This is a genomic window from Pseudotabrizicola alkalilacus, assembly GCF_003443995.1.
In the GTDB taxonomy this organism is placed as follows: Bacteria; Pseudomonadota; Alphaproteobacteria; order Rhodobacterales; family Rhodobacteraceae; genus Pseudotabrizicola; species Pseudotabrizicola alkalilacus.
Genome location: NZ_QWEY01000003.1, coordinates 327462 through 339629, shown reverse-complemented (window position 1 = coordinate 339629; position 12168 = coordinate 327462). Strand labels below are relative to the sequence as shown.

Here is a 12168-nt window from a genome sequence, read left to right as displayed (position 1 = left end):
AGTCGTTCTTTTTCTTTGTTTTTCCGGTCTTATGTCACCGACATGCCGGGAATTTGACCAAGTGTTAGATATTTTTCTTCATCCCGCAAGCGGCATGTTCGCCCTTCCGTTGCGTCAGGTGCTGCGGGCTTGACCTTGCCTGATTTCGCGGCGCACCTTTGCCGCAACAGCATCAAGGATGACCCGATGATAAAACGACTTTCGCCGCGCCAGATCCTTGATCAGCTGGTGGCCTTTCCGACCGTCAGCCGCGACACCAACCTGCCGCTGGTGGATTGGGTCGAAGCGTATCTGTCCAGCCATGGCATCCCCGCGCACCGGCACTGGAACGAGGACCGCAGCAAGGCGGCGCTGTTTGCCCATGTCGGGCCGACCGTGGCGGGCGGGGTGATTCTGTCGGGGCATACCGATGTGGTGCCGGTGGACGGGCAGGTCTGGACCTCAGACCCATGGGTGGTGACCGAACGCGACGGGCGGCTCTACGGGCGCGGCACCTGCGACATGAAGGGGTTTGACGCGCTGGCAATCTGGGCCTTGGTCGAGGCCCATACGCGCGGGATTCGCCGCCCGTTGCAGATTGCGCTTTCCTATGACGAGGAAACCGGCTGCATGGGCGCACCCCCGCTGATTGCCGCCATGCAGGCCGTGTTGCCAAAAGCCGAACTGGCGATCATCGGCGAACCCAGCCGGATGAAAGCGGTGAATGGCCACAAGGGCGGGGCGGGCTACCGCGTGCATGTGCGCGGGTTCGAGGTGCATTCCTCGTTGCTGCCCCAAGGTGTCAGCGCCATCATGGAGGCGGCCCGGCTGATCATGTGGGCCAACGACCGTAACGCCGAAAACCGGGCGCAGCCTGCAACTGCGGTGGCGGCTCTGTTCGATCCGCCGTTTACCACGCTGCACACCGGCATGATCTCGGGCGGCACCGCGCATAACATCACCGCCGCCGATTGCCGCTATGTGATGGAATTCCGCGTGGTGCCGGGGGAGGCTCCGGAAGACTGGTGTCAAGCGTTCGAGGCCGAGGTGGCGGGCTTGCGCGCGGCGATGCAGGCGGTACGACCCGAGGCGGATGTGTTGCTTGAGCGGTTCTTTGACGTGCCGCCGCTGGTGCCCGAGGATCAGGGCGCAGCGGAAGCACTGGTGCGCCGTCTGACCGGCGACAACGCCACCCATGTCGTCAGCTACGGCACCGAGGCCGGGCATTTTCAGGCGGCGGGCCATTCGGCGGTGGTCTGCGGCCCCGGCGACATCGCGCAGGCGCATCAGGCCGATGAATATCTGGAACTGTCCGAGTTTCACGCCGGGCAGGCGTTCATGGAAAAATTGCTGGCTGATCTGTCATGACCTTTCCGATCACACTCCAATCGCCGATCCGCTTTCCCGGCCCGCTGCCAGAGGCTGCCGATGTGGTGGTACTGGGCGGCGGCATCATCGGGGTGATGACTGCCTATTATCTGGCGCAGGCCGGGCAAAAGGTGGTCTTGTGCGAAAAAGGCCGGATCGCGGCTGAGCAAAGCAGCCGCAACTGGGGCTGGATCCGGCAACAGGGCCGCGACAAGGACGAATTGCCGATCGTGGTGGAGTCGATGCGGCTGTGGCAGGGCTTTGCGCAGCACTTTGGCGACGCACTTGGGTTTCGCCAGACCGGCGTGGTCTATCTCGCCAACTCCGACACCGCGCTGGAGGGCTACGAGTCGTTTCTGCCCCATGCACAGGCCAACGGGGTCGACACACGGATGATGGCACGCGACGAGATCGCGGCGCTGCTTGGCACATCCGCCCAGTGGAAAGGCGGGATGATCACGCCGTCGGACGCGCGGGCCGAGCCCTTTGTCGCGGTGCCGTTGCTGGCGGGCCTCGCGGCAGAGGCGGGGGTGTGCATCGTGGAGCATTGTGCCGTGCGCTGCCTCGACGTGCAGGCAGGCGCTGTCGTGGGCGTTGTGACCGAACAGGGCCGGGTGCGCGCCGCCCGCGTGGTGGTGGCGGGCGGCGCATGGTCGCGGCTGTTTCTGGCGGCGCAGGGTGTGACGATCCCGCAGCTGTCGGTTTTGGCGAGTGTCGCGCAATCCGAACCGATGGCGCAGATTTTTCCGGGTGCCGCTGCGGATGATCACTTTGCCTTTCGCCGGCGGATGGATGGCGGCTATACGCTGGCACCGGGGGCGGAGCATGACTTTTTCATCGGCCCCGACGCCTTTCGCAGCTTTGCGCGCTATCTGCCGGTTCTGAAACAGGATTTCCGGTCGACTCATTTCCGCGCGCTTGCGCCCAAGGGCTTTCCCGACGCCTGGGGCACCCCGCGCCGCTGGGGCGATGGCCCCAGCCCGTTCGAGGCGATGCGCATCCTCAACCCCGCACCCAACCCCGCCAGCCTGTCCCGCGTGCAGGACCGTTTTGCTGAGGCCTTTCCCGGTCTGGGCCGCCCGAAAATCAAATCCGCCTGGGCCGGGATGATCGACACCATGCCCGATGTGGTGCCAATCGTTGATCATGCACCTATCCCCGGCCTGACCATCGCCACCGGGATGAGCGGGCATGGCTTTGGCATTGGCCCAGGCATGGGACGGGTTATCGCTGATCTGGTGATGGGGCGGTCCACCGGGCATGATCTGTCGCGCTTTCGCCTGTCGCGGTTCAGTGATGGCAGTGCGTCACAGGTCGGCCCGGCCCTCGCCTGACGCCTGAATTTTGATCAAAAGGTCAGATTGGCCACGCGCGCCTCTTGATGCCGCCCGCTTTCCGGCCCACCATCCCCGCACCCTGATCGAGAGGAGGCCGATATGCCCGTCAAGAACCGTTTCGCCGAAATGCTGCCCGAAATCACCGAATGGCGGCGTGATTTTCACACCCATCCGGAACTGCTGTTCGAGGTGCATCGCACGGCGGCGAAAGTGGCCGATCTGCTCCGGGCGTTTGGCTGTGACGAGGTGGTGACAGGCATTGGCCGTACCGGCGTTGTCGGCGTGATCCATGGCAAGACCGATACGGCGGGCCGGGTCATTGGCTTGCGCGCCGATATGGATGCGCTGCCGATCCACGAACAGACCGGGGTGGACTATGCCTCGACCACCCCCGGCGTGATGCATGCCTGCGGCCATGACGGCCATACGGCGATGCTGCTGGGGGCCGCAAAGTATCTGGCAGAGACCCGCAATTTTGACGGCAAGGCCGTGGTGATCTTCCAGCCCGCCGAAGAGGGCGGTGGTGGCGGGCGCGAGATGGTCGAAGAGGGCATGATGGACCGGTTCGGCGTGCAGGAAGTTTACGGCATGCATAACATGCCCGGCATTCCCTTGGGCACTTTCGCCATTCGCCCGGGCGCGATCATGGCGGCGGCGGATCAGTTCGAGCTGACCGTGACCGGCAAGGGCGGCCATGCCGCCAAGCCGCATGATTGCATTGATACCACCGTGGTTGCCGCGCATATCATCGTGGCGTTGCAAACCATTGCCTCACGCGGGGTCGATCCGATGAAACAGGTGGTGGTCAGCGTCTGCACCGTGCAGACCGATTCCACCGCGCATAACGTGATCCCGCAGGTGGTCAAGCTCAAGGGCACCGTCCGCACCATGGACCCGGCTGTGCAGGATTATGTCGAGCGGCGGATCACCGAAATCGTGACCGGAACTGCCACGGCTTTGGGGGCCAGGGCCGAGGTGGCCTATCAGCGCGGTTACCCGGTGACAGTGAATGCCGAGGACAACACCCGCCACGCGGTTGCAGTGGCGCAGGCAGTGTCCGGGCAGGTCGACGAAAACACCGCGCCCTTGATGGGGGCCGAGGATTTCAGCTTCATGCTCAATGCGCGGCCCGGCGCTTACATTTTCCTTGGCAATGGTGACACCGCGATGGTCCACCACCCGGCCTATAACTTCGACGACAACGCCATCCCCTTCGGCTCCAGCTGGTATGCCGGGATGGTCGAGTCGCGGATGCCGTCGGCCTGAACCGGCCTGCGTTTCCTCTGTTCAAAAGTATCCTCGGGGGGGGGCAGACAGCCCCCCTCAACGAGTCAGTCATAGGTCAAGCTGGTCGCCTTGCCCCGGAACACGGTGTAGGACAGCACGGTGTAGCCGATGATCATCGGCAGCACGATCAGCGCGCCGAACAGGATGATCTTGAGGCTTTCGGGGCTGGAGGCCGCCTCATAGATCGTCATCTGCTCGGGCACGATATAGGGATAAAAGCTGTAGCCCATCCCGAAAAACCCCAGCACCATCAGCGTCGTCGCCCCGGCAAAGGGGAACCATGCAAAATGGTCGTTTTTCGTCGGCAGATGTCGCAACGCGACCCAGACCAGCACGATCAGCGCCAGCGAGATCAGCGGCAACGGCGCCAGCAACACCACTTCGGGAAAGCTGAACCAGCGCTCGAAGATCCGGGTGCTGATAAAGGGTGTCGCCAGGGACACCGCCCCCAGACCCAGCGCCATGCCCCAGATCCCGCCGCGCGCCCAACTCACCGCCTTGATCTGCAACGCGCCATCGGTTTTCAGAATGACCCAGCCCGCACCGATGAAGCTGTAGGCCACGGTCAGCGCGCCAGCGGTCAAAGCCGCAAAGCCGATGTGAAACAGCGTCCATTCCAGCCCCATCACATACATGCCCAGCATGAACCCCTGCGAGGCCGAGGTCATCAGGCTGCCGGCAAAAAACGCCCGGTCCCACGACCGTTTGTGCGCCAGCGGGGCCTTGGCGCGGAATTCGAACGCGACGCCGCGCAGGATCAGCCCGATCAGCATGATGGCGACCGGAAGATACAGCGCGGTCAGGATCGTGCCATGCGCGGTGGGAAAGGCGACCAGCAGGATGCCGATGGCCAGCACCAACCAGGTTTCATTCGCATCCCAGAACGGCCCGATTGACGCGATCATCCGGTCGCGTTCCTCGGCGCCGGCAAAGGGAAACAACAGCCCCACCCCCAGATCAAAGCCGTCGAGAATGACATAGAGCAGGATCGACACCCCCATCAGGGCGGCAAAGATCACGGGCAGGGTGGTGGCATCAAGGGTCATCGGACTACTCCGCAGGAACGGTGATCGGGTCGTCGCGCACTTCTTCGCGGACCGGGCGTTTGCCTTCGGCGGCGCGGCGGGCGAGGTGCAGGATGACGCCGATATAGGCGATCATCAGGGCCAGATAGACCGCGAGATAGGTCATCAGCGTGGCCATCACCATCGGGGCGGCGATATCGCCGACGGCGGCTTTGGTGGTCAGAACCCCGGTCACCAGCCAGGGTTGGCGGCCGATTTCGGTGACATACCAGCCCGCCAAAGTGGCCAGCCAGCCCGAGAAGGCCATCGCGGTCGCGGCCATTAGGAACGGCCGGGGCAGGGCCTCGGCCCCGCGTCGCCAGATCAGCGCGGTGCCGAGCCAGGACAGTGCCAGCATCGCCATGCCGGTGCCGACCATCACCCGGAACCCCCAGAACACCGGGGCCACGGGCGGGTGCAGTACGGTGCCGTCTTCGGCCACAAAGTCATTGAGCCCCGGCACCATACCGCCCGCCGAATGGGTCAGGATCAGGCTCGCGCCGTTCGGGATGGCAATCTCGGCGTGGTTGGTGCGGGCGGCCTCATCTGGGATTGCGAACAGCAGCAGCGACACATTCGGGCCAGTGTCCCAGTTGCCCTCCATCGCGGCGACCTTGGCGGGCTGATGCTCCAGCGTGTTCAGCCCGTGCATGTCGCCCATCAGAATCTGCAGCGGGATCAGCATCGCGCCAAGGATCAGACCAAAGCGCAGCTGGGTCAGCGTCGCCTCTTGCCGGTCGCCGATCAGGCGGCGGAACGCCGCGATGCCGGCGATCAGAAAGGCGACTGTCAGACCCGAGGCCAGCAGCATATGGCCCAGACGGTAGGGCAGTGACGGGTTGAAAACGATGGCAAACCAGTCGGTTGCATGCACGATCCCGTCCCGCAGTTCATAGCCCTGCGGTGTGTGCATCCACGAGTTCAGCACCAGAATCCAGAACGCGCTCATCGTGGTGCCAAAGGCGACGAGAAAGGTGGCCAGGATATGCAGCCACGGTGGCACCCGGCGCGCGCCGAACAGCATGATGCCCAGAAACACCGCTTCAAGGAAAAACGCTGTCATCACCTCATAGGCGAGCAGAGGGCCCGCCACATTGCCGACCGTCTCCATGAACCCCGGCCAGTTGGTGCCGAACTGAAACGACATGGTGATGCCCGAGACGACGCCAAGCGCAAAGGACAGGGCGAACACCTTGACCCAGAACATGTAGGCGTCCATCCATTTGCCGTCGCCGGTGCGGGCAAAGCGGTATCGGAAAAACAACAACACCCAGCCGAGGGCGATCGTGATCGTCGGAAACAGGATGTGAAAACTGATGTTTGCCGCGAACTGGATGCGCGAAAGTAAAAACGTGTCCATCATACACCTTTGCTGTTGGACCCAATCTAGGGCCAGACAGTCAGGTGGAAAACCCGGTGCGACCAGCGGTCACGTGTGGGTGGGTCAGACGCCGGTAAGCCGCGGCTTAGCCGCCGGTGTGGCTCATGTGGCGGGTCATCTTGCCCGTGACACCGGTGCGGGAATAGTCGAAATCATGGCCTTTGGGCTTGTGGCTGATGGCGGTGCGGATGGCGGCTTCCAGCGCCGCATCCCCCACGCTGCTGCGCAACGGCGCGCGCAGGTCGGCCATGTCTTCCTGACCCAGACACATATACAACTCGCCGGTGCAGGTCAGCCGGACCCGGTTGCAGCTTTCGCAGAAGTTATGGGTCAGCGGTGTGATGAAGCCGATTTTCTGCCCGGTTTCCTCGATCCGCACATAGCGCGCCGGGCCGCCCGAACGCTCGGTCAGGTCGGTCAGGGCAAAGCGCTCGGCATAGCGGGCGCGCAGATCCTTGAGGCTCCAGTATTGATCCAGCCGGTTCTCATTGCCCAGATCGCCCATCGGCATGACCTCGATCCAGGTCAGGTCATGGCCATTCTGCGCGCACCAGTCGGTGATGCTGAACTGTTCATCCTCGTTGAAGCCTTTCAGCGCCACCGCGTTGATCTTGACCCGCAGCCCCGCCGCCTGTGCCGCTGCGATCCCGTCGAGCACCTGGGGCAGGCGGCCCCAGCGGGTGATGCGGGCGAATTTGTCGGGGTCGAGCGTGTCAAGCGACACGTTGATACGCCGCACCCCGCACTCCGCCAGCTCGGTTGCGTATTTCGCCAGCTGGCTGCCGTTGGTGGTCAGCGTCAGCTCTTTCAGCGCGCCCGAGTCGAGGTGCCGCGACATGGCGCGGAAAAACGTCATGATGCCCTTGCGCACCAAAGGCTCGCCGCCGGTGATGCGCAGCTTTTCCACCCCCATCCGCACAAAGGCTGAACACATCCTGTCCAGCTCTTCCAGCGTCAGCAGATCGGCCTTTGGCAGAAAGGTCATGTTCTCGGCCATGCAATACACACAGCGGAAATCGCAGCGATCGGTGACCGAGACGCGCAGGTAAGAGATCGCGCGCGCAAAGGGGTCGATCAGGGGGGCGGTGGCTTGGGTCATCAGAGGAAGGTAAGACTCCGCTCACCTCCTGACAAGCTGTGATCGCGGCATTGCGGGCGCGGCGGGGGCATACTATCGTCATGCCATGCGTAATGTCATTTTCCTGAGCCTCGCCCTGACCGCCATTTCCGGATGCGCGGTGCTGGACCGTCTGAAACCCTCATCCGAGGCACCTGCCGCCACCGTTGATGCGGGGGCCGCCGTCGCGTCGGCGCCTGCGCCGGTTCTGGGTGCCGGGGCGACCGCCACCACGCTCGACACCACCACCGAGGCGGAAAAGCAGGCCGCCCTTGCCGCGCCCGCCGCCAGCGGCGAGCGGTCATTGGGCAAGGTCTCGGTCAGCCTTGGCAGCCCGGCAGAACCCGGCATCTGGCTGCGCAGCTCGCTGGTCAGCGCACCCGGCAAAGGCCGCGTTGTCACAGCTTCCGGTCAGTCGGTTGCGGTCGATCTGCTGCCGGGGCAGGGCGCAGCGCAACTGTCTTTGCCCGCCTATGTGGCGCTTGGCCTGTCGCTGACTGCCTTGCCAGAAGTGACTGTTTTTGCAAACTGATTTTTCTTGTGGCGGGTTGGGGGCACCACCGTGCCCCGGCTTGTCGCGCAGATGGAGAACTGGAGCGGCGATGCGGATTATGACAGTGATGGCTGTGGTTTTTGGCGCAGGCTTTGCCGGTGCGGCGCAGGCCCAGACCGTGGATTGCGACAACGCCATAACCCAGATGGAAATGAACGCCTGCGCCGCGAGCGCTTTTAATGCCGCTGACAAGGATCTGAATGCTGCCTATGCGCGGGCACGCTCTGCCATGCGGCGGATTGATGGCGAACTCAGCGCAAGTCAGGCGGGCGCAGAGACCGCGTTGCGCGACGCGCAACGGGCCTGGATCACGTTTCGCGACAACGCCTGCCTGGCCGAGGGCTTTCAGATGCGCGGCGGATCGGCAGAGCCCTTGCTGGTCTTTGGCTGCAAGGCGCGCCTGACCGAACAGCGCGCGCAGGATCTGTGGACACTTGCCGCCGGGATAGAGGGCTGAAGGTGGCTTTGCCGCGCCGGGATCACTCTTTGAGGGATTGCTCTGCTTCTGCGGCCAGAATATCGGCCAGACGCTTGCGGAACCGGGGCGCATTGACCCGCGATGTCACGTTCTGGCAGATCATCTTTTCCAGTTTCAACCGGCCCTCTGCCTGGGTCTGCGTCAGCAAGACCCGCAGGTAGGGACCGAAATTGCGCCGCCCGCGCCAAAGCTGCGCAAAGCTGTGCCGGGTCAGCGTCCCCGCCATCGCCGCCTGAGCGAGCTGCGGCACGATCTGCATATGGGCAAGGGCCACGTCCGGACGGCTGCCAAGCCGGGGGCAGCGCAGATGGGTGACATGTTCGCCCCGGAACAGGGCGGCGTGCATGGCATCCTCCGTCACCTCCGGGTCGTGCAGGATGAACACCCGGCCCGCGCCATCCACCATATCGGGCGCGTAGCCATAGCGGCTGGTGAAATCCAGCTTGCGCGATTTCATTGCGCGCTTGTCCCAGCCCGCAGTGTCGGGCGACAGGGTGGCACGCGGGCTCAGCGCCAGAACCGCCGCACCGGGGGCCGCGACGGAATAGGCCGCCGCCGCATAGCCTTGCACACCGGCGCCCATGAACAAGACCGAATCGAAATCTTCGAAAAACGCATCATCGACCAACCGGTCGAAATAGCCATACACCCGCGGGTCACGATACCAGGTGTCGCCATCGGCGATCAGGCACAGATGCGACCAGCCCTTTTCCTTGGCAATGTCATGGCCCAGCGGCATCTGCCCCGGACGGGCGCGAATGTCATCGGCTTGCTCAAAGCTGACCAGCAGGGTCGGATTCTCGTCAATGAAAAATGCCCAGTGCCGGGCACCAAGCGGCTCGAAGTAACCGGCGTCTTCGCCGATCTGGTCCAGCAGGGCCAACCAGCTTTCGCGGCTGTCGGGCGCAGTCGCCGACCCTTCGGATGCTGGCGTTGCGGCCACATCCGCCGTGCGGGGCGGGGAAAGCGTATCCGACATGATCATCTCCGTAAGAGACGCAAGAGCAAGCGCTTGCGCCGGTCAGTGGCAGGGATCTTATCAGTAGTCTCTGACTTTGGCAGATTTGAGGCAAGGCGTGTCGCCGCGACAGACTGTTTCCCGCCGCTTGCTGTCTGCGCGATCAGCAAAACTGTGCCGCTTGTCAGGTTCCGGCTTTCGCAGCCGACTTTTGCCGTTGAGTTTTCGAGAAAAGTTGCGGGGTCAGTGCTCTGCTTCGCCGCTATGCTCGACCGTAAAGAAAAATCCGGGCGGCAGCTCACGCGTGTGCAGATCGGCGGGAATCACGCCCGGCCCGGCATTGAACACCGCCGATCCGAAATGATGCTGCAACCGGCACAGCTTTTTCATCCGCGCGCCGGTCAGTTCGGCATAAAACGCCTGATAATTCTCCGTCTGCATCAACTCGGTGATCTTGGCCCGGTGGCAGGCCACCGAATGCGCGTGTGCGGCCCGGATTTCCGGATCGGCCAGCAGCCGGTCATATTCCGCCCGCAGCGCCGGGATCATCCGCTGAATCGAGGTGTCGCGGTCGGCGTTGTGGTTCATGCGGAACCAGTAGTTCAGGCCCTGATCCCGGTCGACATGATTGACCCGGCCCCGGTCGCGCTTGACCAGAAAGCTTTCGGCCGAGCGCACCGCATAATGGTTCAGCTGCACCCAGTCGTAGCCATAGGTTTCCAGTGTCGAACGCCAGCCGTTGCGGAACAGCTCTTTGGGCATCGGCCGGCCTGAGCCATTCAGCCACCGGACCTGATCCCACAGATCGGGCTTCAGACCTTTTGGCCGGTGAACCCCCAGTTTCTTGTAAATGTCGATGTTGCGGAACAGGGTCTTGAAGCCCCAGGCCTGATGCGGCTTGCGGATCACCTCGGGGGCGCAGTCGGTGAACTGCTCCAGCAAGAACCGGTCGTCGTATTCCGCCACGTCGGAATTGCCGATCAGCCGCCAGGTCAGGCTGATCATGTTGGCCGCCCCCATGGCCGCGTAAAGCGCGGCCAGCGTGCCGTCGCCGATCCTGATATTGATGAACTCATCCACATCCATGCAGATGCCCCAGCCGCAATCGCGCATCACCGGCTCGGATTCCGCCGCCTGCAAGGCCGCGTGCTGCGGCTTCAGATCGCCCCCCGGCACCCAGGGGTTGACCCGGTGCTGGCACAACCCCTTGGTCTGCAACAGCTCCAGCATCGTGTCGGTGCCATCGGTGCAATCATTGGTGTAGATCAGGAAGTCATCGACCCCGATGGCGCGGTGATAGGCGATCCATTCCAGTATGAACGGCCCCTCGTTCTTCATTGTGGTGACAATCGCCGTGCGCCCGGCCATGAGCGCCGCCCCAGGGGCGGTGCGCGGGCGTGAAGTGGGCGGGCGCACCGCTTTATGCCTGAAAATCTGTTCCGACATCGCGATCAGCGCCGGGTCTTCGATCAGCGAGGTCTTGGGGGCCAGCTCCCCCGGCTGCCGCCCCGGCACCCGGATCGACATCGCGCGCAAAAACGGCACCGCCTCGGTCGGGTCGGGCTTGGCATAGGCCACCCGCACCATCCGCCAGGTGTTTTCCAGCCCCGCAACTGCCGGGGCCACGCCCCAGCGCGCGATGCCGCGCCGCGCATCGAATTGGCGGCAGATGTGGTCGCCAAACCGTGGCTCGCCCTTTGGTCGGACACGCCAAGGGTAGATCCTCCGCCCGGCCAGCAGGATCACGCCATGCTTGGCCGCAAGGCACAGATCAAAGGCGTTCGGGGCATCCGGGGCCAGAATATCGGTCACATCCAGCGTCAGCACGGCGCGGGCCTGTGACAGGAACCGCCATTTCAACGCCTCGAACAGGATCTGTTCCGACAGGCCGGACCGCCACGGGTCGGGGGCAGGCGGCTCCATCCGGTCTTTGCCGGGGGCGTCGGGGGCAAACCACGGATGGTTGACCGGGCCTTCCTCCGGCTTGCCCAAGGGCAGCGGGCTGTCGAGCACCACAACGGTCAGCGCGATTTGCCCCAAAGCCTTGCGCAAGGCTTTGGCGAATCCGGCTCCGTCCGGCGTGCGGCTGACGATCAGCGCGGCATGCAACCCGTGGTGCAGGGCATGATAGATCAGCCCTTCGGCCACCTGCGCGGCGGTTTCGTCGATGCGAAAGCCAAAGATGGTGTTAAGCCCGGCAAAAAGCTCCGGTTCGGCGGACACGGGGGCAATGGACAGTGTGGCACCACCGGTCAGCGCCAGCGGACCAGTGCCCCCCGTCACCACCAGAGCCCCGCCGGAAATCTCGCGCAGCTCCAAGGGCGTGGCGCAGCCCGGCGCGCCATCGGGCAGAAACGCCGAAGGGTGGGTGCCTGTGCCAAAGGTGGAAAACACCCGGCCATCCGGCAGCTGCACGCAATCCAGCAGCCGCGTCAGACCGTCATGGCCCAGCTCGCGCGCCGAAAGGCTGCGATGGTGGACGATAGCCCCTGATCCCTTTGGCCGGCCTGCCATGCCCTGTCACCTTGTCTCGCTGCGGTCTGGTGCCGCCCTTGGCCGATGCCATAGCATGACGGCAGGAACACGGCAAAGATATGACGGCCGGATGAGCGCCATTCCCTTGGCAAAGCGCCGTAATTTCGCCAG

At 63.9% G+C, this 12168-nt stretch carries 10 protein-coding genes; 5 read left to right on the top strand and 5 right to left on the bottom strand.

All coding sequences use genetic code 11. From position 1 onward, the window contains the following. Positions 1–186: 186 nt before the first annotated feature. From argE to D1012_RS08400, 3 genes are all read left to right on the top strand, one after another. Positions 187–1347 (top strand): acetylornithine deacetylase, encoded by a 1161-nt coding sequence (argE, locus tag D1012_RS08410; RefSeq protein WP_118151212.1) that lies wholly within the window; start codon positions 187–189, stop codon positions 1345–1347. After that, positions 1344–2681 carry an NAD(P)/FAD-dependent oxidoreductase gene (locus D1012_RS08405; protein ID WP_118151004.1) on the top strand — a complete coding sequence of 446 codons (1338 nt, stop codon included), beginning with the start codon at positions 1344–1346 and terminating at the stop codon, positions 2679–2681. The genes argE and D1012_RS08405 overlap by 4 nt, the downstream gene beginning before the upstream one ends. A gap of 102 nt (positions 2682–2783) precedes the next feature. After that, positions 2784–3950: a M20 aminoacylase family protein gene (locus D1012_RS08400; RefSeq protein ID WP_118151002.1), complete on the top strand. Its 1167-nt coding sequence runs from the start codon at positions 2784–2786 to the stop codon at positions 3948–3950. Between the two features lie 65 nt (positions 3951–4015). On the opposite strand, the gene D1012_RS08395 is transcribed toward D1012_RS08400, so the two are convergent. The 3 genes from D1012_RS08395 to moaA all read right to left on the bottom strand — a co-directional run bounded on the left by D1012_RS08395 (position 4016) and on the right by moaA (position 7515). Then, positions 4016–5017, bottom strand: coding sequence for a cytochrome d ubiquinol oxidase subunit II (locus D1012_RS08395; protein WP_118151000.1), 1002 nt, complete (start codon positions 5015–5017; stop codon positions 4016–4018). A gap of 4 nt (positions 5018–5021) precedes the next feature. Then, complete coding sequence (locus tag D1012_RS08390; protein ID WP_118151210.1) at positions 5022–6395, bottom strand: cytochrome ubiquinol oxidase subunit I; 1374 nt, start codon at positions 6393–6395, stop codon at positions 5022–5024. 106 nt (positions 6396–6501) lie between these two features. Next, a complete protein-coding gene (gene moaA, locus D1012_RS08385; RefSeq protein ID WP_118150998.1) occupies positions 6502–7515 on the bottom strand; it encodes a GTP 3',8-cyclase MoaA in 1014 nt (337 codons plus the stop codon). Between the two features lie 85 nt (positions 7516–7600). Between moaA and D1012_RS08380 the strand changes: the two genes are divergently transcribed. Together D1012_RS08380 and D1012_RS08375 are read left to right on the top strand one after the other, a co-directional pair. After that, positions 7601–8065: a hypothetical protein gene (locus D1012_RS08380; RefSeq protein ID WP_118150996.1), complete on the top strand. Its 465-nt coding sequence runs from the start codon at positions 7601–7603 to the stop codon at positions 8063–8065. 70 nt (positions 8066–8135) lie between these two features. Beyond that, on the top strand, positions 8136–8543 hold the full coding sequence (locus D1012_RS08375; protein WP_118150994.1) for a lysozyme inhibitor LprI family protein: 408 nt from the start codon (positions 8136–8138) through the stop codon (positions 8541–8543). Positions 8544–8565: 22 nt separating this feature from the next. On the opposite strand, the gene D1012_RS08370 is transcribed toward D1012_RS08375, so the two are convergent. Together D1012_RS08370 and D1012_RS08365 are read right to left on the bottom strand one after the other, a co-directional pair. After that, on the bottom strand, positions 8566–9543 hold the full coding sequence (locus tag D1012_RS08370; protein WP_233517052.1) for a phosphoadenosine phosphosulfate reductase: 978 nt from the start codon (positions 9541–9543) through the stop codon (positions 8566–8568). Between the two features lie 222 nt (positions 9544–9765). Continuing rightward, positions 9766–12036 carry a glycosyltransferase family 2 protein gene (locus D1012_RS08365; protein ID WP_118150992.1) on the bottom strand — a complete coding sequence of 757 codons (2271 nt, stop codon included), beginning with the start codon at positions 12034–12036 and terminating at the stop codon, positions 9766–9768. Positions 12037–12168: the final 132 nt, after the last annotated feature.